This is a genomic window from Pseudomonas sp. UBA5706 (assembly GCF_002419965.1).
Classification (GTDB): Bacteria; Pseudomonadota; Gammaproteobacteria; order Pseudomonadales; family Pseudomonadaceae; genus Aquipseudomonas.
Map to the genome: position 1 here is coordinate 1 of NZ_DIHC01000027.1, position 22,098 is coordinate 22,098.

Sequence of the window (22,098 nt, forward strand, 5' to 3'; positions counted from 1 at the left end):
TACCGGACACTAGTGACGCAGCGCGTGGGAACGATCATCGCCGCAATCGCGAGCAAGCTCACTCCTACAAGTGCCCCCTCCTCACTTCACTACCATCCCAACTCCCCGCCCACGTGGGTCGGATGCGGTTTCGACTTTCGTACCGTCGACCTTGATCGCCTGCACATTACCCATCGACCAGCCCTGATCCTTGAGCGTGTAGCCCATGGCTTTCAACTCATCGGCGACGGCTGCCGGCAGTGGCGCAAATTTCTCGGTGTAGATCGTGTCCTTCGGCAACAACTGATGATGAACCCGCCCTGCCGCCACCGCGTCCTTGAGCGGCATATGAAAGTCATAGAGGTTGTTGAGCACCTGAAAAACGGTGGTGAAAATCCGGGACCCACCCGGCGTGCCCAATACCAATGTCACCTCGCCATCGCGTGTCACCAGGCTCGGGCTCATTGACGACAACATCCGCTTGCCAGGCTCGATGGCGTTGGCATCTCCACCGACCACGCCAAAGGCATTCGCCACCCCCGGCTTGGCGCTGAAATCGTCCATCTCATCGTTCATCAGAAAGCCCGCGCCCTTGACCACCACACCACTGCCGTAATCCCAGTTCAGGGTGTAAGTGTTGCTGACCGCGTTGCCCTTGGAATCGACAATGGAAAAGTGTGTGGTCTGATTTGACTCAAGCCCGGCCTTGACGTTTTCAGTCGGGGATATCGCAGTCGGATTGACCTCATGCGCGCGCCCGGCGAGATAAACGTGGTCTGTCAGTTGGTTCACCGGCGCCTGTGAGAAATCCGGGTCGCCCAAATAGTTGGCGCGGTCGGCGAACACGCGTTTTTCGATCTCTGCCAACAGGTGGATGTAGCGCGCCGAGTTCAGCGGAACGCCTTTGAAGTCTTCGCCCAACTGCCGCTTGATGCCCATCAACTGCGCCAGGGCGACGCCGCCAGAGCTAGGCAGTGGCGCGGTGTACAGGGTGTTGCCGTTGAAATTGACGTGCAGCGGCTTGCGCCACACAGCCTTGTAATCGGCCAGGTCCTGCTTGGTGATCAGCCCGTTGTCCTGCTGCATCTGCGCAACCAGCAAATCAGCCGTCTGACCTTCATAGAACTCGCTGGCGCCCTTGTCGGCGATCCGCTCCAGCGTCGTGGCCAGCTCAGGCTGGCGCAAGGTTTCGCCGCTTTTCATGTTGCCGAAATAGTCGCCGAAGTTGGTCTTGCCGTTGAGCTGTTTGATCGCCTCGGCGCCATACATGTACTGCTTGTCGGCCACCTTGAAACCGTTTCGCGCATAGCCGATGGCCGGGGTCAGCAACTCGGTCCACGGCAACTTGCCGAATTTGCGATGCGCTTCCCACAAGCCCATCACGGTGCCAGGCACACCGGACGCACGGGCACCGACCAGGCTCATGCCGGGAATCACGTGCCCCTTCTCGTCCAGGTACATAGTACGGCTGGCGGCTTTCGGTGCGGTTTCGCGGTAGTCGAGGAAGTACGGCTTGCCATGCATGAACAGGGTCATGAAGCCACCGCCGCCGATGTTGCCCGCTTCGGGGTAGGTCACGGCCAAGGTGAATGCGGTGGCGACAGCGGCATCGACGGCGTTGCCGCCCTTTTTCAGGATTTGCGCGGCGACCGCCGCGCCATATTGATCGGGCGCTGCCACGGCGCCGCCTTCAAGCGTAACGGCATACACCGGGTAGCTGATGGCGAACATCACGGACAACGCGAGGGTCTTGAACGTCGCGACTCGCATAGGGCTTCCTTTGTAGGCTGATGTGACAGCTTGTAACTGACTGGCTGTCGGCATGCTGACGAGACTAACGGGCCGAGCGCTCATTAATCATGAAAAATACCGGCGAACGCAACGAGCGCTCGAAGTGGATAGACACGAGGGGGCTCTGAAAGCGCAATAACGCGATAAACCTGCCCACTTTGATCGCCAATCGATCAGATGATCAAGCACTGCCTTTGTTAAGGTGGCGACAGCGCAAGGCCGCGCGCCCAACCAGAGTGCAAGGAGCAATATCATGAAGGTCGCTTATGCAGGGGCAGCTACTGTACTGGTCGCCGTCGTCGTGCTGTACCTGACCGTTTTCCAACGCCCGCCGCTTATCCAGATGACGCCTGATATCGCTCAGGCGGACGCGGGGTTTGCCGCCGCACTCAAGGACGTGCGCGCCTTTCCTGCCACCGTGCAGGTGCAGCAAGTCAGCGTCGATCCGCACGCCATCACTCAGGATCAGCAAACGCTTAAGTTCACCTTGTTTGACCGTCCCATCAACGCCACGAGAGTTCGCAGCGAGGAAGTGACCAACCCCGACGGCACGAAAAGCCTCGTATGGTATGGAAATCTTGAAGGCTACGCCGAGGTTGAGCCTGAAATACCGCAATGGCAGGACCCGCTGAACTCGATCACCCTGGTCAAGCACGATCAGACCATTACCGGGGCGATCCGTCAGGGTCGGCAACTCTATGAACTGCGTCCGGTGGGTGCTGACCGGCATGTGGTGATTATGCTGGACGGCACGAAGATGCCGCCGGAAAGAGACAGCGATGACCGCTCAAGGCGCAGTGCCCCCAACGCCGTTGCGCCGCGAACGACGTCTGTGGACGCCGCCGCGCTGACTACGATCGACGTGATGACCGTCGTGCCGCAAAAGATCGTTTCCGAATACCAGGGCGACATGCTGGGCCTGACGCAACTGGCAGTGGCGCAAGCCAATCAAAGTTATATCAACAGCAGAATCGGCATCACGTTGCGCCTGGTCGCGTACCAAGTGACCGACTATGTGCCGAATGTTGCATTTCCCGCCCTGGACCTGATTCGCCTAAGCACGCCGAACGACGGTTTCATGGACGATTCGCTCACCGTTCGGGATGAAGCCCGCGCTGACGTGGTCGTCTACCTCTTCGGCTCGTCCCCGGCAGAGGATGGCACGCAGTACTGCGGTCAGGCCTTGCAATACGGCTCGACGGCAGACACCGCCTTTGCGATGGTCAACTATGAGTGCATCGTCAACTTTACTTTCGCCCACGAAATCGGCCACCTGCAATATGCTCGCCATGAGATTGCCAGCGATCCCTCGGTGACGCCTTATCCCTTCGCCCATGCCTATCGATTTACCGCAGGCGGTAACACCTGGCACACCATTGTCGGCACCCAGCCCCATCCGCCCACCTCCCAGCGCCTGAACCTCTGGTCCAACCCCGACATTCGCTACGAGGGCGTGCCCATGGGCGACGCTGAAACCGCCGACAATCATCGTGTGCTGGAACTGACCAAGGAAGCCATCTCCAGCTATAGGTGACTCGCTGCTCAGGCGTCCTTGAGGCTCACTCGCTCACGCCTGAGATTCAACGCCAGCACGCTGCTCAACACCACGATCGAACCGACGATCACCCACTGCGATGGCATCTCCCCAAGCAGTGCCGAGGCGATGGCGATTGCCATGGGTGGTGTGAGGTATAGGCTCATCGAGGCGCGGCTGACTTCCATGTGTTTGAGCACATAAGCCCAGGCCAGATAGGCCAACGCACTGGGAAAAAACCCCAACACGCCTACCGCGATATTGACCCGCAACGGCGCATTGACGACCTCACCGATCAGCCCCGGCAGGTAAATCAGGAGAAAGAACGTCCCCGCCCAGATGGTGTAGCAGACCATGGTCAGCCCGTCGTAGCGGTGGCTGTAGCGCTTTTGCAGGGAGAAATACACGCTCCATGAAAAGGCCGCGAGCAGGACCAGCAACCCGCGCGCATCGATATGGCCGAAGCCTGTGTCGCCGGTGATGACGATCGCCACGCCGATGAGCCCCCACGCCACGCAGGTCCAGCGCCAGGGGCTGACGCGCTCCCTGAACACGAAATGCGCGAGCAAGGCACTGAACAGCGGCATCGACTGGATGAGCACGCTGGACGCCCCGGCGCTGACGCCGGCCTGCCCGAAATTCAGTGCAATGTGGTGCAAGGTGACGGCGAAGAAACCGAGCACGGCCAGCAAGGGCAAGTCCTTCAGGCGCGGCAGGGAAATGCGCATCGAGGACGCGATCAGCGCCATGAACACCGATGCGATGAGAAAGCGCAGCAACGCCAGATGCGTCGGATCGTAACCTTGCAGCCCGATGCGTATACCAGTGGGTGAAAAGCCCCAGCAGGCGATCACGAAGAGGGTTGCGAACGCGACTTTCAGGCTCTGCCATCGCACGCTCGGCTGTTGCGCGTGAATGCCCATCCGGGCCGGGTCGTTCGCGACGCTCATTCGACACTCCTGGTGTAGGCCGTTGCCTGCGCTAATGGCCATGAGTATCGAAACAACCTATGCTCACCACAAGCGATCAATAATGACTCAACCATTCACTTTTGGTGATGTATGGACCTAGCCCAGATTCGTATGTTCAAGACCGTCGCCGACACCGGGAGCATCGCCCGGGCGGCGCAGGTGCTGCACTGTGTGCCGTCGAACATCACGGCTCGGATCAAGGCGCTGGAAGCCGGCCTAGGCGTCGAACTGTTTTTCCGCCATGGCCGTGGGCTGAAGATCAGCCCGTCGGGAGAAATCTTCCTGAGCTACGCAGCACGCATGCTCAGCCTGGCCGACGAAGCCAGGCGCGCGGTGCATCCCGATGCCGCGCCTTGCGGGCCGTTGCGTATCGGCGCTATCGAATCCTCGGCCACCTCGCGCCTGCCTCGGCTGCTCGCTCGCTTTCACGCACGTTACCCCGAGGTATCGTTGGAGCTGTCCACCGGCACCGGTCCGCAATTGCTCGACGCCACACTCGATCACAAGCTCGACGGCGCGATTGTGGCCATCGACGTCAAGCGTCCAAAACTCAGACGCACCTCGATGTATCGTGAAGACCTGGTGTTGATCGCTGCCGAGTCTCTGGGGGCGATTCGCAGCGCGGCGGACCTGCAAGGCAAGTCGATTTTCATGTGGCCCGAAGGTTGCCCCTACCGTGCAGCACTGGAGCGCTGGCTGCTGAACAATGGCCAGAGCCAGCCGATCATCAGCATTGCCAGTTACGGCACCATCGTGGGCTGCGTCAGTGCCGGCGCCGGGGTGGCGCTGGTGCCTAAAGGGGTGTTCGAGCAATACCACAAAGGGTCGGGCTGGGTGGGGTATGAATTTGCGGAGCTGACGTCCATCGACAACCTGTTCTACTGGCACGAAAACGCCGAGCACCATCCGGCGCGCGAGGCATTCGTGGCGATGTTGAAGGCAGAGTTCAGCGGGGTTAGCAACGCGTGAACGGGAAGCCGGCCAGACCGCATTGCCTGCGTGGCATGCTGCTATAGCAGCGCGGCTTGCCGGGGTGGCGCTCTTAGTCTGCCGCCGCCGGCAAGCCGGACTTTTACAGCCAATCCCATTGCGGCGTGATCACGTCGCGTAATTGGCCAGCTTCTGCTGAATGAAATCCAGAAAGCATTGAATCCTCAGCGCCAACTGCGAGTTGCGGTAATACACCGCGTGGATCGGTTGGCGATAACCGCTGTTGGCTTGCGCCAGAATGACCTGCAGGCGGCCCAGGCGAATGTCTTCGTGGGTCATGAAATGCGACAGACAGACGATGCCCTCTCCCGCCAACGCCAACTGACGCAGGGTCTCGCCGCTGGAGGCCGCGACCGTGGGTTGAATGAACAAACGATCACCTTCGGCGTGCTGCAACGGCCAGTGGTTCAGCGTTTCCGTCTGGGTGAAACCCAGCAGCGAGTGTCCCTGCAGCGCCTCAACGGTCTTCGGCGCGCCATGTCTGTCCAGATAGCGAGGGCTGGCCAGGATATTCAACGGGCTTGAGCCTAGCGATCGCGCGTGCAGGGTCGAGTCGGTCAGCGCACCGATGCGGATCGCTACGTCGGTGCTGTGCTCCAGCAGATCGATGATCAGATCATTGCTGTTCAACTCCAGCTGGATGTCGGGGTACAACGCTCTGAACTCGGCCACATAAGGCACGATGCAGTGCAGCATGAAGGGCGATGCAGCATTGATCCGCAGGCGACCACACGGCGTTTGCTGGCGCAGCGACATACGCTCTTCCAGCGCCTCCATCTGCCCGAGGATCTGCCGGGCCCGCTCCAGGAAAAACTTGCCCTCCTCGGTCAGATCCATGCGCCGGGTGGTGCGGTTGAGCAACGTTGTGCCGAGCTTGGCTTCCAGTCGCGACAAGGCACGACTGATGGCCGAGGGCGTCTGGCCGATCTGCTCGGCGGCCGCCGATATCGAGCCATTTTCGATCACTGACACGAACACCTGCAGCTCATCGGACCGGGCTTTCACTGTTGTCCTCCGTTCAAACCAGCGTGGATCTTAGCCCTGTTCGGACAACGGAGCGCGCCCGCAGCCCTCAGACGTGAAAAACGCAAGCCAGATGCGCCTCATAGCGTCTCACGTCGGCTTCGACATTCGGCCTCTTCATCACATCCACCGCCAGGAACGTCGGCAGGCCGGTCATGCCCAGGAACTGGTTGGCCTTATGGAACGGGAAGTACACCGCATCCACGCCCTTGGCTTCGAAGAAATCGGTCGGGTCATCGAACGCTTGCTGCGGCGCATTCCAGGTGGCCGAAATCATGTACTGCTTGCCCTGTAACAGGCCGCCGCTCCCGTACTTCTGCGAAGCATCGGAACGGGTGCGGCCGTCGTTGGCGTACAGGCTGCCGTGGCCTTCGGTGAACACTTCGTCGATGTATTTCTTCACTGTCCAGGGCGCGCCCATCCACCAGCCAGGCATCTGCCAGACAATGACGTCTGCCCAGAGGAATTTCTGCACTTCTTCGGCGACGTCATAGCCGCCGTCGATGAAGGTCTGCCTGACATCTTTACCTGCGCGATCCATGAAGGCCAGCGCGGCATCGTGCAGAGTAGCGTTGTAGCGGCCATCGGAATGAGCAAACTGTTTGCCCCCATTGATGAACAGAATCTTGTTCATGAAAAACCTCGTTGTGACTCAACTCCCCTCCCCTTCAACAGAAGATGGGGACGAGCATCGGTAAATGGATCTGGAATTGGAGTGGACGGCAGGATATAGACCTGACGGTCGACGAATAAGGCGCAACGAGGCAAAACGCTTTTGACTCACAGGCACAAATAGCAACGCAATTATTGATTTTGACGCCCGTCGTGTGGCCGCGGGGTCCGCAGCAATGTCAGTTCCGAACGTTTAACCCGAGATCAGCAAATGCAAGCCAAGCAGCGCCATGCCAATGAGAAAGACACGTTTGAACAGCGAGGCGCTGATGCGTTTGCGCAGCCACTGGCCGAGCATCATGCCGAGCACCGCCGGAATGACCGCCAGCAATGATGCGTTCATTTCGGCGCTGCCTAATGCGCCATTCCAGAACAACCCAGCGCCCAATGCCAGGGTGGAAGCAGTGAATGACAGCCCGAGCGCCTGCACCAGTTGGTTGCGGTCAAGACCGAGGCCCTGCACATAAGGCACTGCGGGAATCACGAAGACCCCGGTGGCCGATGTAATCAGCCCGGTGATCAACCCGCACAGCGGGCCCAGCCAGATTTCCATACGGGGTGATACCTTGAGTGTCGGCAGAAACAGGCCGCATAGCGCATAAACGAACAGCGCTCCACCCAGGGCCCGGCCCATGCCATGCGCGCTCCCCATGCCGAGCCCCCAGAAACCGAGTGCCCAGCAACCCAGCACCGTTCCGACAACGATCATCGTCAACATAGGCCAGAGCCGCTTGCATGAGCTGCGCAGGTGCCCACTCGCTGCCAGTTGCCAAAGGTTGGTGAGTATCGACGGAATCAACAGCAATGCCGCAGCCTGCGCGGGTGCCATAGCCATTCCGAGCAACCCCATGGCCACCGTCGGCAGGCCCATGCCGATCACGCCCTTGACCGTGCCTGCCAGCAGAAACGTCAGAAGAACCAAGGCCGAGAGGCTCCAGCCGATGTTCTGGTACAGCGATAGGTAGGTATTCATTGAGCTATGTTGAGCCTGAAAACGCTTCTTTTAAATCTGCGATATATTGAGCCAGCCTACGCCCCAGACATAGCCACGTTAACTGTCCACTGCGACACGACTCACAGGCTGCAGCAGCAGTGAATCACCGCCGCTGTCACACTGGGGTGCCATGGGTTTCGCCAACCGCCGAGCTGCCATGCACTTCGACCTGATCGACCTTAAGCTCTTCCTGAACGTGACCGAAGCCCGCAATATCACCGCCGGGGCGGCGCTTACCCATCTTTCGCTGCCTTCCGCCAGCGCGCGGATTCGCGGGCTGGAATCGTCATTGGGCATCGCCCTGCTCGAACGGGGTCGACGCGGGGTCGCGCCGACCGCTGCAGGCAAAGCGCTGGCGCAACATGCGCGGCTGATCCTGCAACAGGCCGAACGCCTGCAGGCGGACCTGACCGACTACGCTCAGGGCTTCAAAGGTCAGGTACGCCTGCTATGCAATACCTCAGCGCTCAGCGAATACCTGCCGGAGCGGCTGGCGGCATTTCTCGCCAGCCATCCAAACATCGACATCCATCTGGAAGAACACCCCAGCCTGCGCATCCTCCACGCCGTGCGTCACGGCACGGCAGACATCGGCATCATCTCCAACGCGGTAGACGCCAGCGATCTGCAGACGCTGGCGTTCTGTGCCGATCCGCTGACCGTGATCATGCCGATCGACCACCCCCTGGCCGGGCACGCGAGCCTGCGCTTCAGTCAGACCCTGAATCAAGCGTTCGTCGGGCTGGGGGAAAACAGTGCGATGGCCATTTACCTGGAAGAGCAAGCACTGCATCTGGGCCGCCGACTCAAGACTCGCATACGCGCTGAAAGCTATGACGGGTTGCTGCGCATGGTGTTGCATGGCGCCGGGCTGGGAGTCGTCCCCCTGGCAGCGGTCGAGCGCTTTCAACAGGCAGGGTTACTCAAAAGCGTGCCTTTGAGTGACAGTTGGGCTAATCGCACCTTGCTTTTATGCGCCCCTAACTTCGACACGCTGCCCGAGTACGCCAAGGCGCTGGTGCGTCATTTGCGTACGCAAACCGCGCCTGCGGACACTCCGATGTCGAGCCCAGACCACTGACTCGCCCTCAGTGCGCTCGAGGGGTCGCGGCCGAACTGGGTACGCCCGAGCGTTGCCAATGCCACACGCCATAATTGCGCAGCGCCTGTCAGCGCATGACCTCGTCCAGATGCTCCGAACTCAACGCGCGGGGCATGAACGCCATTCCGGTCTGCTGATCGAGTTCGGTCAGAATCGTCTGAATCTGCTTGTAGGCCGCGCGAAATAATGAGCTTCCCAGGCTGACACGCTGAACCCCGGCGACCACCAGCCTGTCGAGCGTCATTCCCGGTACGGGCAGGACGCTGACCGGTTTGCTCAACTCGGACTGCACCGTTGTCAGATCGGTCATGTTCCTCAACCCGGGTGCAAACAGGCAGTCTGCTCCGGCGCGTTCAAATGCAACCAGGCGCTCGATGACTTTGCTCAGTGAGTATTCGTGCGGGCCCAGCAGATAATCCGTACGCGCCGTCACAACGAAGTCAGGCGCTCTGGCCTTGACGCTTTCGCAGACACTGCGCACTCGGTCACTGGCCTGTTCAAGACCGAAGAAGACCAAGGAATGCGGGTCGCCGTAGTCGGCAATGTCTTCCAGCGATGCACCCGCGCAGCCTGCTTCCAGGGCGCGCAGGAAGTTGTGCGCGGCCCCTTCCGGCGTGCTGGCGAGCCCGTTTTCCAGATCGGCACTTACCGGTATGCGAACCGCCTGAACGATGCGCGACAGGCTTTCGAACCTCATTTCATTGTCCATGGCCGGAGACGAGTCGCGGTAACCCCTCGCGTAGGCGATACCGGCGCTGGTGGTGCCCAGGCTCGGATAGCCCAACTGCTCGATCAATCGGGCACTGCCCTCGCACCAGGCATTAGGCATCACGAACATGGGGCTGGCGCTCCTGTGCAAATCACTGAATTTTTTCGTCGTGCTCATGGCGGCTCCTTTGACCGCGAGCTTAACCAGCGTGACGGATTTGCCCATTCAAAAAAATTTAAACCCGTTCAAAAAACGTGAACAGACAGCCTGTGCCGAAAATGGAACGCTGCGTCGCACTTTCTCTCAGGGACTTGCAGACATGAAACTTACGGCCGCCGCGTTATTCTTTTCACTTACGTGTGCACTGACCCAGGCAGCACACGCTGAAACCATGGACAGCGCTCATGTTTCCATTATTGGCGGTGTGCAAGTTCACACCGTCACGTTGGACGATGAGAATCTGAAAATGGCTTTGTGGCACGAAGAAGCCAGCGGCCCAAGACGGCAAGTCACCAAAGAATCTCAAGTGGTGCTGTTCGTGCATGGCGCCACCATTTCCGGAAAGCTGTCCGCCGGTTACCCGATTGATGGCTATTCCTGGGCCAGGGATGTTGCCAATACGGGACGAGACGCCTGGGTGGTGGACTTGCCGGGGTACGGTCGTTCGGAAGACTACCCGCAGATGCACAGCAGCGACCCGCAAACCCGTTCCGACCCGGTGGGCAACGCAAAGAGCCTGGTGCCTGTACTGGACACCGCTGTCGATTACATTCTCAAACTTTCCGGCGCACAGAAGCTGACCATTATCGCCACCTCACGGGGCGCGATCCCGGTGGGCTACTACGTCAATGCCCACCCTGAAAAGCTCAATAAGGTCGTGTTCAACTCGCCCATCGTGCGACGCGACAACATCAACCCGGATGTGATCAAAAACCTGTTCGGCAGCGCAGACAGACCGACCAAGAACTTCTATGAAATCCCGATGGACAAGCGTCTGGCAATGATCTCGGAAGATCGTCCCGCCGGTACGGATGTGCAACTGGAAGACAGCTTCGTCAAAAACTGGCCGCAGGACTCGCTGTCCGAGCGCGGCACACAACAAGGCACCATCAAGGTTCCGGGCGGCTTCGCCCAGGACATCTACGACGCGTGGCACGGCGTGTATTGGGACCCGGCCAAAATCAACGTACCGGTGCTCATCACCCGCGGCGATTACGACCATGTGCTGACCACTGGCGATGACGCCGACTGGTTGTACAGCCATTTAACCAACGTCCCCAGCAAGCGCTACGTGCTCATCGATAAGGGTACGCACGCGATGCTGTTTGAAAAGAAACGCTTTGAACTGTACCGCGAAGTTCAGGTGTTCCTCGACGGTGCTTATACCCCTCTGGCGCTCACGTGCAGTTTCTGTGGCGGCCGTAACTAACCAAGGAGCAGGACCATGCTTAAGAAGGCACGCATCGTAACGTTACAAGGCACCCTCAACGAAAAGGTTTATCAGGAACGTGTTTCGCGAAGCGGTTGTTTCCTGGGCAACAGCTTGCTCGAGCAAGTCGCCAACCAGGCCAAACTGTCCAACGCCGTCGTCGGCGTTGCTGGCGCCGGCGGTATTGGCGGCGCCGTCGCGCTGGGGCTGGCCAGGCTGGGCGTCAGGCATATCAAGATCGCCGATCCGGACTCGTTCGAGGTCAGCAACATCAACCGTCAGTTCGGTGCTTCGCTGGAAACCGTTGGCCGCAATAAAGCGTTGGTCGTGGCCGAGCTTGTGCATCAACTGGCCGGCGACGTGACCATTGAAGTGTTCCCGGAAGGTATTCAGAAACACACCGCCAGTGCCTTTGTAGAAGGCTGCGACCTGGTGCTGGACCAGATGGATTTCTACAGCATTGCCGAACGCTACGCGTTACATCGCGCCTATCGCAAATCGGAGAAATGCAAAGGCATGCTTGCCTCGTCGGTGGTCGGCTGGGGGGCCAACATCTATAAGTTCGAGAAGGACGGCCTGACGCTCGAAGACTTTTACGGCATACCCGAAGACGCCGAGATGACCCCGGAACTGGTGGACAAGCTGGTCAAGCTGCAGGCGTCTTACCAGCCCCGGTTTCCGAGTATTGCGAACATTTACGGCTGGATGCAGGAGACCGGGAACGTGCCCATCCTGTCCATCGCCCCGACCGCTTCGCACTATCTGATTCTGTGTCGCTCTGCCTTGATGCTCTGCGATCTGGAGGGCGCGCCTTACAGCACCGCGTTGCCTGCCATGCCCAAGTACTACTGGTTCGACGGCTCGACCTTCGACAACGGGATCTATGAGTTCGACGGCCAATGGGCCAATCCGAACGAACATGAAAAACACTTCAACGTGGCGTGACGGCGCGTGGCCCCCGATCAGGGGGCCGTATCGAGGTTTGCATGGTCAAACAGATATCCAATCCGAACGAAGCCCGCGATATGGCCTTGTTCCTGACAGCGTCGGGCCTTTGGTTCATCTGTGTCGGGATCCAGAGCGTATTCCTGCCCTGGGTATTGCTCAGCGTGCTCCATGCCTCGCCTTTCGAATTCGGCGTGGCACAAATGTGCCTGATGCTGCCGGTGCTGATCCTGGTGATCTACGGCGGTTACCTGGCCGACCGCTACCCGTTGCGGGGTTTGCTGGCGCGCATTTACCTGTCCAGTTCGGTCATCGCCTTGCTCTTCGCGGCATGGACCTATCAAGCAACGCTGACCTACCCGATGCTGGTGGCGTATTCGCTGCTGTTTGGCGTGCTGTCGGCCTTTTGCGCACCGGCACGGGAGGCGTTTCTGAATGTGCTGGGTCAGCGGCAATTGCAAAAGTTCGTCACCCTTAACATCGGTATCGAGTTCGGAATACAGGTTGCAGGGTTCGTCGTTGGCGGGCTGGTAACCTGGCTGGGTATCAGCCTGATGTTCATGGCCCTGGCGACATTGCTGCTGTTGTCATCCATCGCGGCGGCAAGGATATCCACGACCACCCCAAGCAAGCAGCATTCGGGGCTGCTGGCGCAAACCCGGGAAGCCCTCGGGTTCTCCGTGCGACACCCCGTGATACTTCCGGTATTGCTGTTGAACGGTCTGATCGGGGTGTTCTTCCTCGGTTCGTTTTTCGTGGCGATGCCACTGCACCTATCACAGCTGCAAGGCTACGACGCTTCCTTATTGGCCACTGCCAACATCGTGTTCATGGTTGGCCTGATCGGTTCCGTGGCAACGCTGGTCTGGATGGGCGGGATCAATAACAAGCAACGGACGTTGATCACTGCCTGCCTGCTGGGCTGCGTGTTTTTGGCAGTGATGCCTTATGTGTTCAACCGAGCGTGGATGCTCGCGCTGCTGTTTGGCTGGGGCTATCTGGGCGGTATCGCACTCAGCATGGGGCAGACCCTGATTCAGGAGAACGCCCCGGCAAGCAACAAGGCTCAAGTGCTGGCGCTGTTGATGCTGTTTTTCATGGGTGGAAACCCCATCGGATCATTTCTACTGGGCACATTACTCGAGTATTGGGAAGCCACTTCGGTGGGCGTTATCAGCGCAATGACCATGACGGTGGCCATTGTGGTTATTTCGTATAAACACAAACTGTGGGATATGCACTATGACAACATCAACTCTGCCACTTGATTTCCCCGTCCCGACGCGTCGCACCAATCAGGTTTACGTTGCCACCAGCGATGCCGACCTGGCCAAGGTCAGATCCCTCTGGGAGCAGGTCTACAAGGAGGAATTGGGCTGGTTGGACGAACACAACACCGATCCGCGAAACGACCGTTATCACACCGCCTCCGTTTATCTGCTTGCTACCGATGAAGCAGGCGAACCCGTGGGCGTCATGCGGATGATCGTCGACAGCGAGTGCGGCCTGCCGGTGGATACGTTCATAGACATCAGCGAGCTGCGCGCAAGTGCCCAGGGTGCACTTGTAGAGTGCGCCAGGCTGATGGTTCCGGCCAGATATCGCGATCAGAAGTTTGCGGCCTACCCCCATGGCATCTTCGCAGCGCTGGTCAAGGCAGCGCTGCATGAATGCCTGAAGCAAAAGAACTACAACGTATTGGCCAACTGTTTTCTCGATACCCCGACCACGCCGATCAAGGCACTGCTGCAGATGGGGTTTCGAGACTTGAATATCCGGTTTCGCGACGAACTCAACGAAGCATCGGACTGCACGGTTCTGCATCTGGATATCAAGGACATGTTGTCGATCTTCTATCGCACGCAGAACGGTTTGGGCAACTACATCATGCGCAATGCAGGCTAATACACCCAGGGATGGACCCTATGGATCACTCGACTGCTATTTATCAACTTGAATCAAATGTCCGTAGTTACTGCCGGGATTGCGACGTCGTCTTTGCGACTGCGACCGGGGCAATACTCAAGGATATCAACGGGCACGGTTATATCGATTTTTTTGCCGGTGCCGGCTCACTGAATTACGGCCACAACAATCCCCATCTGAAACACAAGCTTGTGCAGTACATTCAACAAGACGGCGTGACCACGACACTGGACTTTCACAGTGACGCCAAGTCAGGTTTCATCGAACGTTTCGAACGTGTAATCCTCAAGCCGCGTGGCATGGCCTACAAGATGCAGTTCACCGGGCCCACCGGCACCAATGCCGTTGAAGCCGCATTGAAACTGGCCCGTAAACGCACTGCAAGAACCTCCGTTGCGGCGTTCACCCATGCGTTTCATGGTGTGTCGCTGGGCGCGCTGGCGGCCACGTCCAATATGGATAAGCGTCGCGCCTGCGGGGTCGAACTCTCGAACGTCGTTCGGCTTCCCTATGACGGTTTCTTTGGCCCGGACATAGACAGCGCGGACATCATTTCCACGCTCTACCGCACCCCGGGAAGCGGTTACGAGCCGCCGGCCGCGATCATCCTCGAAACCGTGCAGGGCGAAGGCGGACTCAACTGCGCGCACCCTCGATGGCTGAAAAAAATCGAGCGCTTGTGTCGGGACCTCGGTGCATTGCTGATCGTCGATGATATCCAGGCGGGCTGTGGCCGCACCGGCACGTTTTTCAGCTTCGAAGCGGCCGGCATTTCACCGGACATCATTTGCCTGTCCAAATCCATCAGCGGGTATGGACTGCCCATGTCGATGGTGCTGATCAAACCGGAACACGATTGCTGGGAGCCAGGCGAGCACAACGGCACATTTCGCGGCAACAACCAGGCATTCATAACCGCCAGTGCCGCACTGGACTTCTGGCAGGACCGGTCACTGGAAACCACGATCAGCGACAACGCCGTGACCATGCGAGCCGCGCTGGAAAAGCTTTTGGCACTGATGCCTGCGCAGACGGCTCAGGTCGTAGGCAGAGGGATGTTTCTAGGCCTGAAATTCAACAACCCGCACACCGCATCACGGCTTTCACGGGCCTGTCTGGAACAAGGATTGCTCGTGGAGACCTGCGGTCCCGCCAGTGAAGTCCTGAAGCTGATGCCACCACTGACCATCGACTCGAAGACCCTGTCCCTGGGTCTGGAAAAACTCCAACAGGCCTATTTCAGCATCATGACCGTCAACTCGTTGCAAGGGATTGCTTGATGAATACGATGACCGAACACCTGCGGATCCAGTCCGCCAGCCACGGCAGCAGCCACTTCGTCCTTGAGGACCTCGCGCAGCTCAAGGAGGAAATGATTCAGCGGATCGCCGAGCATCCATTTCTCTGGCGATGCCGCAACGGTGAAGTATCGCTGGATCGTTTAAAGACCTTTCTCGTTCAGCAAGGTCAGTACAGCCGTCATTTCACGCGCTATATCTGCCAGTTGATGGTTAACCTGGAGTCCAGCGACGACGTCCTGAGTATTTTTGACAATCTGTTCGAAGAGCTGGGTTTTGGTGAGGTCAACGAACCTCCCCACTCGCAGATCTACCGGAACATGTTGCATGACTTTGATCTGAGCCTGGACATGCAAGCCACGCTGCCATCGACGCAACGGCTAATCGATACGATGATGAATTTCTGCAAACAGCCCGAGGGCGTTTACGGCCTGGCTGCGTTATGCCTGGGCGCTGAAGCGATCGTCCCGCAGCTGTACAGCGATATCGTCAGCGGCTTCGTGAAACGAGGCGTTGCGCCCCAAAGACTCAACTTCTTCACGTTGCACATCGAGTGCGACGATGGCCACGCAGACACCATGCTGGCAATTCTTTCGCGGCTGATCATCGCCAAACCGGTGCTCTTCGAAGTGGTCCGGCATGCCGCGATCCTGACGATCCAGGCCCGCCTCGAATTCCTCGACGACATGTGAGCACCCAGCATGAATAACCAGCACTTTTCATCCAAAGACTTCAGCCATGTTCCGTCCAGCCTCGAAACCCCGGAATATCCGGACAGGCTGCTGCACGAAGGGGTGCGCAAAGCGCAAACCGATGCGTTTTCGGCGCAGAGAAAACATGAGGTGCATGTCGTGGACCTGCCCTCCCGCGCCTTGAGCATGACCTTCGGCGCTCTGAAACCGTTGCACGGTTCGGGTCTGCACCGGCATAACTATGAGACCATCATTTATGTGATTTCAGGGTCGGGATTTTCCATGATCGGGCAAACCCGCGTCGCATGGACGGCGGGTGATGCGATCTATATCCCCGTCTGGCAATGGCATAAGCACGTCAACACCAGCGAGACCGCCGAAGCCACCTATATCGCCTGCGAAAACACCCCGCTGCTGCAGTCCCTGGGCATCGCCCTGCGCGAAGAAGCATAGCCGCGCGCGTCTGCGCCGATTGAACAAAGCGCCAGGGCGGAGCAACTCCGATCTGGCGCTTGACCGGTCGCAACGTCCCTAACACACCGCTTCGGGATCTACCCGAAGCTCATCGCCGTTCGCTCAGCGGCTCTTGCGTAACACCCTCCTTTGAGCTAACCATTAGCACCTCTACGGCAACACCTGAACGGCATTCAGACGCCGTCCCCCTTACATAGCATGCGGGTAGTGGATTGATCTCAACCGCAAGATGAGTCAAGCCAAGGAAAGGAAGCCATGTCCCGAATTTTCGATGTCGATACCAATCTGTGGCGCACCTTCAAATCCGTGAGTGAAACCCGAAGCATTACCCGCTCCTCGGTGCTGCTGTGCAAAACCCCACCTGCCGTGAGCATGCAAATCAAGAAACTTGAAGAGCTGCTGGAGCTGCAACTTTTTCAACGCGGGGACCAGGGTTTCAAACTCACGCCTATCGGTGAAGAGGTGCTGCTGACGGCCGAAAAGATACTGGCGATGAACGACAACCTGTTCAGCCTCAAGGAGAAAGCCCGCAGCTACGAACTTCGCCTGGGGCTGCCTGATGATTATTCACTGTTCTTTCTTCACGACATCATCAGATCCCTCAAACAGTTGCCGACTGCTGTTCACATCAGTGTGACCTGCAAGACTTCCGAACTATTGATCAAGGATATGGAGCAGGGGCTATTGGACCTTGCAATCATCGCAACCCGGGAAGGCGAGCACCTCAAGAACGCCAACCATATCCGTTTCGAAGAGTTATGCTGGATTGGTGATAAAACGCTGGTCAACCCTGGGCAACCCATTCCATTGGTGCACTTTCCAGCCGGTTGCGTGTGCCGGGAGATTTCGATCAACGCCTTGAAAAACGCCAATATCGAAGCCCATGTCGGGTTTACCTCCGACTCGAACTTCTCGGTATTCAACGCCATCAATGCCGGTGCGGGTATCGGCCTGAGCGAGCGGTCGTTCGTGCCCAAGGCAACGCCTGTCATTCACAGTTCATTGTTGCCTCCACTACCACGCATCGAGATCAGTACGGTAATGAACAGCCAGCGCATTCCCAAGCAACTGCTGGAGCAGATTTCCTCGATCATTCAGACGTGCGTCAATGACGCGTGTGAAGACCACCGAGCAAAACGCGAACGCAGCCGCACCCATGCGAGTGCCGGCGCGACCGAATACTCGATGATTTGAATCGCACCGCCTCACTCCCGATCCGACGCTGCGTAGTTGTCATGCATTTGCTGTCGGGTCGGGCAGCTTTCCATTTCTGCCAAGTGCACTTGCCATTTGTAACATTCCCCCCGCTCTCGCTATTTTCTAGCATCCCTCGACGTCGTCGACGCCTGAGTCGTCTGCAATCCACGTATTCGAGGGAAATGGCCAATGTCTGATGCAACTGAGCGTTTGTGGGGAGCGCGGTTCAAATCCGGACCGGCGCCTGCAATGGCTAACCTGTCGCGCTCGCCCAGCGTGTATTTCCGCATGACGCCCTATGACGTCGCAGGCTCCAAGGCCCACGCACACGAACTTGAGCGCGCCGGGCTGCTGAACGCGGACGAAACCCGCCGCATCATCGCGACCCTTGAGTCGATCAATGACGACTTCGCTGCGGGCACCATCGCACCCATCGCAGCGGATGAAGACGTGCACACCTTCATCGAACGCCTGCTGACCGAACGCCTGGGCACGCTGGGTGGCAAACTGCGCGCCGGTCGCTCGCGCAATGACCAGACCGCCAACGACATGCGCCTGTTTCTGCGCGATCAGATTCGCCAGCTGACGCTAGCGATTCTGGATCTGCAAAACGCCTTGGTCGGCCAGGCCGAGCAGCACATCGACACCATCGCGCCAGGCTTTACCCATCTGCAACAGGCGCAGCCGATCGTTTTCGCCCATCACTTGATGGCCCATGCGCAGGCGATCCATCGTGACATTCAGCGCCTGCAGGACTGGGACAAGCGCTTCAACCTCTCGCCTTTGGGCGCCGCAGCGATGGCCGGCTCGGCAATTGCCCGCGATTTGCAACGCTCGGCGGCTGAACTGGGTTACGCCGGCCCCTGCGAAAATTCCATCGATGCGGTTGCCAGTCGCGATCACGTCGCCGAATTCCTGTTCAGCGCCAGCATGCTGGGCATCAATATTTCGCGCATGGCCGAGGAGTTCTGCATCTGGACATCGCGGCAGTTTCGCTGGGTCGATCTCGACGATGCCTACGCCACGGGCAGCTCGATCATGCCGCAGAAGAAGAACCCTGATATCGCTGAACTGGCGCGGGGCAAATCGGGTCGGCTGATCGGTTCGCTGACGGCGATTCTGTCGGTGCTCAAGGCCCAGCCGCTGTCTTACAACCGCGACTTGAGCGAAGACAAACATGCGATTTTCGACGCGGTAGACACTCTGAACCTGGTGCTGCCGGCCTTCGCCGGGATGGTGCGGACCATGACGGTGCGCAAGGAAGAATTGCTGCGTCAGGCGCCCTTGGGGTTCACCCTGGCCACCGAAGTCGCCGACTGGCTGGCGGTGCGCGGTGTGCCGTTCAAGGAGGCGCACGAGATCACCGGACAACTGGTGCAACTGTGTGAAGCGCAGGACATCGGGCTGGAACAGCTGACCCCTGAGATGCTCGCCAACACCGATGCCCGGCTGACGCCTGACGTGCTGCAAGCCTTGACGCTCGATGCTGCGCTGGCTGCACGCAGCGGCTGGGGCGGGACGTCGCCGGTACGAGTGGCTGAACAGATCGAGCGGTTCAAACAGCAGTTGGTGGCGCAGGAGCAATGGGCCAGGGACTACAGCGGCCCGCGAGGTTGATGCACACCGCCGACTTACCGGCTTGATGAGATATGGGTGGGAGCTAAAGACACAAGCTTGGGGAGGTGGCGAAGGTGGTGTATCAGACATGCCGCCTTCGCCACCTCCGCAAGCTCCTACGGAACGAGATTCCGCTCACATTCAGCACCGGTCGATCAACAGCTATTCCTTGTTCAAATAGCCCTCGATCACTGCCGAGAAATCCTTCCCGCCGTCACCACGCAAACTCATCGCCTGGTACAGCTGCTGGGCCACGGCGCCGAGAATCACCGGCTGACGTGCAACCTTCGCCGCTTCGGTCGCCAGGCCCAGGTCCTTGAGCATCAGGTCGGCGCCGAATCCGCCGGTGTAACCTCGGGATGCAGGCGCGGTTTCGACCACGCCGGGCCATGGGTTGTACATCTCCGAACTCCAGCAACGGCCGGTCGAGCTGTTGATGATGTTGGCCAGGATGCCGGTGTCGATACCCAGCGAACTGCCCAGCGCCATGGCTTCGGCGACGCCGATCATGGAGATGCCCAGCAGCATGTTGTTGCAGATTTTGGCAATTTGCCCAGTGCCGACATCGCCGCAGTGCACGATGTTGCGGCCCATTTGCGCAAGGACCGGCTTGAGCAGGGTGAAGTGGTCCGGGCTGGCGCCGACCATGAAGGTCAAGGTCCCGGCCTGGGCACCGCCAGTGCCGCCGGACACGGGCGCATCCCCCACCACCACACCCTGTTTTGCCGCCACTGCCGCCACCTCGCGGATGGTCTGTGGGTCGATGGTGCTGCAGTCCACCGCCGGCACGCCCGGGGAAATCCCCGCCAGCACGCCGTCTTCATTCAGGTACACCGCACGCACATGAGCGGCGGCAGGCAACATGGTGATCACCAGCTCGGCCCCTTGCGCGGCATGTTTGGGCGACTCACTGATGCGGCTGCCCAGTTCGGCGAGCTCAGCCAGCACCTGCTGATTGAGGTCGAACAGATGCAGCTGATGCCCGGCGCGGATGAGATTACGCGCCATCGGCGCCCCCATGTTGCCCAGACCGATGAATGCGATTTTCATTGTTGTTCTCCTTTTCAGATTCAAATCCGATGGCCCATCCAACACTTATCAACTGTGGGAGCGAGCTTGCTTGCGAAGGCATTCATCCAGACAAGGCATCTAGCCCTGATGTGGCCATTGGCAAGTAAGCTCGCTGCCACCCTTGAGTTCGGCGTGCCGGGTGGATTCAACGTAGATTGATCGTCGTATTCACGCCGTCATTCACGCTGTCGTCATCAAACCAGCGGCTGGTGACGGTCTTGGTCTGCGTGTAGAACTGCACCACCTGTTTACCGTACGGCCCCAGGTCGCCGAGCTTGGAGCCGCGTGAACCGGTGAAGCTGAAGAACGGAACGGGAACTGGAATCGGGATGTTGATGCCCACTTGGCCAATGTCGATCTCGCTCTGGAATTTGCGCGCCGCCGCGCCGCTTTGAGTGAACAGCCCGACGCCATTGCCAAACGGGTTGGCATTCACTAACTCGATGGCTTGATCCAGAGTGTCGACCTCCAGCACCACCAACACCGGGCCGAAGATTTCCTGGGTGTAGATCTGCATCTGCGTGGTCACACCGGTGAACAGCGTCGGGCCGACGAAGTTGCCGTCCTCGTAACCGGCGACCTTGATGTCACGCCCGTCCAGTTCCAGGGTCGCACCTTCCTTCACCCCGCTTTCGATGAGGTCGAGAATCCGTTGCCTGGCGCGTTTGGAAATCACCGGCCCGACGTCGGTCCCCGACTCACTGCCCGCATTGATCTTGAGCTTTTGTGCCAAGGCTTTCAGGTCGGGAATCCACTGCTTCGACGCGCCCACCAGCACCACCGCCGAGGTCGCCATGCAACGTTGCCCGGCAGCACCGAAACCTGCTCCCACCAACGCATTGAGGGTCTGTTCGCGATTGGCGTCCGGTAACACCACAGCGTGATTCTTGGCGCCCATCATCGACTGCACACGCTTGCCATGCTTGCCTGCCAGATCGTAGACGTGCGTGCCGACCGCCGTTGAACCGACGAACGACACCGCCTTGATGTCCTTATGCGTGCAGATCGCATCGACCACTTCCTTGCCGCCGTGCACTACGTTGAGCACTCCCGCTGGCACACCCGCCTCGATCGCCAGTTCAACCAACAGCATGGTCGACATCGGGTCCTGCTCGGACGGCTTGAGCACGAAGGTGTTGCCGCAGGCGATGGCCATCGGGAACATCCACAAAGGGATCATTGCCGGGAAGTTGAACGGGGTGATGCCTGCGCAGACACCAATGGGCTGGCGCAGGGTGTAGGTGTCGACGCCGCCTGCGACGTTTTCGGCAAACTCGCCCATCTGCAGGGTGCCGATGGAGCACGCGTGTTCGACCACTTCCAAGCCGCGAAAAATATCGCCCTCGGCATCGGCAATGGTCTTGCCCTGCTCAGCGCTGAGCACTACGGCGATGCGCTTGGAGTGTTCGCGGATCAGCGCCTGGAGCTTGAGCATGATGCGCATGCGTGCGCCGATCGGGGTGTTGCGCCAGGTCTTGAACGCCTTGTGCGCGGCAGCGACCGCAGCGTCTACTTCAGCGCCAGTGGAAAGGGGTACTTTGGCCAGCACTTGCTGGGTCGCGGGGTTGACCACGTCCAGCCATTCAGCGGTCTGCGAATCGACCCATTCGCCGTCGATCAGCAGTTTGACGCGGGCCACTGTGGTGGTGTTCTCATTCAAGGAAGCGTTCATTGCAGGTTTCTC

General features: G+C 59.1%; 20 protein-coding genes. 12 read left to right on the plus strand and 8 right to left on the minus strand.

Annotated elements, in window-relative coordinates:
* Nucleotides 1–81: 81 nt before the first annotated feature.
* Entirely contained in the window at nucleotides 82–1,749 is a 1,668-nt protein-coding gene (ggt, locus tag B3I26_RS12085) for a gamma-glutamyltransferase (RefSeq protein WP_296257920.1), read from the minus strand.
* Between the two features lie 274 nt (nucleotides 1,750–2,023).
* Here ggt and B3I26_RS12090 point away from each other — a divergent pair, with 274 nt between their 5' ends.
* The gene (locus B3I26_RS12090) at nucleotides 2,024–3,304 is read left to right on the plus strand and encodes a zinc-dependent metalloprotease family protein (protein ID WP_296257921.1); all 1,281 of its coding nucleotides are present in this window, start codon (nucleotides 2,024–2,026) and stop codon (nucleotides 3,302–3,304) included.
* Between the two features lie 8 nt (nucleotides 3,305–3,312).
* On the opposite strand, the gene B3I26_RS12095 is transcribed toward B3I26_RS12090, so the two are convergent.
* Complete coding sequence (locus B3I26_RS12095; RefSeq protein WP_296257950.1) at nucleotides 3,313–4,227, minus strand: DMT family transporter; 915 nt, start codon at nucleotides 4,225–4,227, stop codon at nucleotides 3,313–3,315.
* 138 nt (nucleotides 4,228–4,365) lie between these two features.
* Between B3I26_RS12095 and B3I26_RS12100 the strand changes: the two genes are divergently transcribed.
* On the plus strand, nucleotides 4,366–5,244 hold the full coding sequence (locus B3I26_RS12100) for a LysR family transcriptional regulator (RefSeq protein ID WP_296257922.1): 879 nt from the start codon (nucleotides 4,366–4,368) through the stop codon (nucleotides 5,242–5,244).
* A gap of 129 nt (nucleotides 5,245–5,373) precedes the next feature.
* Here B3I26_RS12100 and B3I26_RS12105 read toward each other — a convergent pair whose 3' ends face one another.
* The 3 genes from B3I26_RS12105 to B3I26_RS12115 all read right to left on the minus strand — a co-directional run bounded on the left by B3I26_RS12105 (nucleotide 5,374) and on the right by B3I26_RS12115 (nucleotide 7,933).
* Nucleotides 5,374–6,270, minus strand: coding sequence for a LysR family transcriptional regulator (locus B3I26_RS12105; RefSeq protein ID WP_296257923.1), 897 nt, complete (start codon nucleotides 6,268–6,270; stop codon nucleotides 5,374–5,376).
* Between the two features lie 67 nt (nucleotides 6,271–6,337).
* Nucleotides 6,338–6,922: an NAD(P)H-dependent oxidoreductase gene (locus B3I26_RS12110; protein ID WP_296257924.1), complete on the minus strand. Its 585-nt coding sequence runs from the start codon at nucleotides 6,920–6,922 to the stop codon at nucleotides 6,338–6,340.
* Nucleotides 6,923–7,153: 231 nt separating this feature from the next.
* Nucleotides 7,154–7,933, minus strand: coding sequence for a sulfite exporter TauE/SafE family protein (locus B3I26_RS12115; protein ID WP_296257925.1), 780 nt, complete (start codon nucleotides 7,931–7,933; stop codon nucleotides 7,154–7,156).
* A gap of 178 nt (nucleotides 7,934–8,111) precedes the next feature.
* Between B3I26_RS12115 and B3I26_RS12120 the strand changes: the two genes are divergently transcribed.
* Nucleotides 8,112–9,035 (plus strand): LysR substrate-binding domain-containing protein, encoded by a 924-nt coding sequence (locus B3I26_RS12120; RefSeq protein WP_296257952.1) that lies wholly within the window; start codon nucleotides 8,112–8,114, stop codon nucleotides 9,033–9,035.
* Nucleotides 9,036–9,123: 88 nt separating this feature from the next.
* Here B3I26_RS12120 and B3I26_RS12125 read toward each other — a convergent pair whose 3' ends face one another.
* Nucleotides 9,124–9,942 carry an isocitrate lyase/PEP mutase family protein gene (locus B3I26_RS12125; protein ID WP_296257927.1) on the minus strand — a complete coding sequence of 273 codons (819 nt, stop codon included), beginning with the start codon at nucleotides 9,940–9,942 and terminating at the stop codon, nucleotides 9,124–9,126.
* A 142-nt stretch (nucleotides 9,943–10,084) separates the two neighbouring features.
* Here B3I26_RS12125 and B3I26_RS12130 point away from each other — a divergent pair, with 142 nt between their 5' ends.
* The 9 genes from B3I26_RS12130 (at nucleotide 10,085) to argH (ending at nucleotide 19,343) form a co-directional block, all read left to right on the plus strand.
* Nucleotides 10,085–11,194, plus strand: a complete 1,110-nt coding sequence (locus B3I26_RS12130; protein ID WP_296257928.1) for an alpha/beta hydrolase — start codon at nucleotides 10,085–10,087, stop codon at nucleotides 11,192–11,194.
* 15 nt (nucleotides 11,195–11,209) lie between these two features.
* Nucleotides 11,210–12,139: a ThiF family adenylyltransferase gene (locus tag B3I26_RS12135; protein ID WP_296257929.1), complete on the plus strand. Its 930-nt coding sequence runs from the start codon at nucleotides 11,210–11,212 to the stop codon at nucleotides 12,137–12,139.
* Between the two features lie 41 nt (nucleotides 12,140–12,180).
* Entirely contained in the window at nucleotides 12,181–13,407 is a 1,227-nt protein-coding gene (locus B3I26_RS12140) for an MFS transporter (protein ID WP_296257930.1), read from the plus strand.
* Entirely contained in the window at nucleotides 13,382–14,044 is a 663-nt protein-coding gene (locus tag B3I26_RS12145) for an N-acyl amino acid synthase FeeM domain-containing protein (RefSeq protein WP_296257932.1), read from the plus strand. The genes B3I26_RS12140 and B3I26_RS12145 overlap by 26 nt, the downstream gene beginning before the upstream one ends.
* Before the next feature lie 20 nt (nucleotides 14,045–14,064).
* Nucleotides 14,065–15,345 carry a diaminobutyrate--2-oxoglutarate transaminase gene (gene ectB, locus B3I26_RS12150; protein ID WP_296257933.1) on the plus strand — a complete coding sequence of 427 codons (1,281 nt, stop codon included), beginning with the start codon at nucleotides 14,065–14,067 and terminating at the stop codon, nucleotides 15,343–15,345.
* Nucleotides 15,345–16,055, plus strand: a complete 711-nt coding sequence (locus tag B3I26_RS12155) for a TenA family transcriptional regulator (protein ID WP_296257935.1) — start codon at nucleotides 15,345–15,347, stop codon at nucleotides 16,053–16,055. Before ectB ends, B3I26_RS12155 begins: the two co-directional genes overlap by 1 nt.
* Before the next feature lie 9 nt (nucleotides 16,056–16,064).
* Nucleotides 16,065–16,508: a cupin domain-containing protein gene (locus B3I26_RS12160; protein ID WP_296257937.1), complete on the plus strand. Its 444-nt coding sequence runs from the start codon at nucleotides 16,065–16,067 to the stop codon at nucleotides 16,506–16,508.
* A 276-nt stretch (nucleotides 16,509–16,784) separates the two neighbouring features.
* The gene (locus tag B3I26_RS12165; protein WP_296257938.1) at nucleotides 16,785–17,723 is read left to right on the plus strand and encodes a LysR family transcriptional regulator; all 939 of its coding nucleotides are present in this window, start codon (nucleotides 16,785–16,787) and stop codon (nucleotides 17,721–17,723) included.
* A 192-nt stretch (nucleotides 17,724–17,915) separates the two neighbouring features.
* Entirely contained in the window at nucleotides 17,916–19,343 is a 1,428-nt protein-coding gene (gene argH / locus B3I26_RS12170) for an argininosuccinate lyase (RefSeq protein WP_296257939.1), read from the plus strand.
* A 162-nt stretch (nucleotides 19,344–19,505) separates the two neighbouring features.
* Here the strand turns inward: argH and mmsB are convergent, their stop codons facing one another.
* Together mmsB and B3I26_RS12180 are read right to left on the minus strand one after the other, a co-directional pair.
* Nucleotides 19,506–20,393 (minus strand): 3-hydroxyisobutyrate dehydrogenase, encoded by an 888-nt coding sequence (mmsB, locus tag B3I26_RS12175; protein ID WP_296257941.1) that lies wholly within the window; start codon nucleotides 20,391–20,393, stop codon nucleotides 19,506–19,508.
* 166 nt (nucleotides 20,394–20,559) lie between these two features.
* Entirely contained in the window at nucleotides 20,560–22,086 is a 1,527-nt protein-coding gene (locus tag B3I26_RS12180; protein WP_296257942.1) for a CoA-acylating methylmalonate-semialdehyde dehydrogenase, read from the minus strand.
* Nucleotides 22,087–22,098 lie beyond the last annotated feature (12 nt).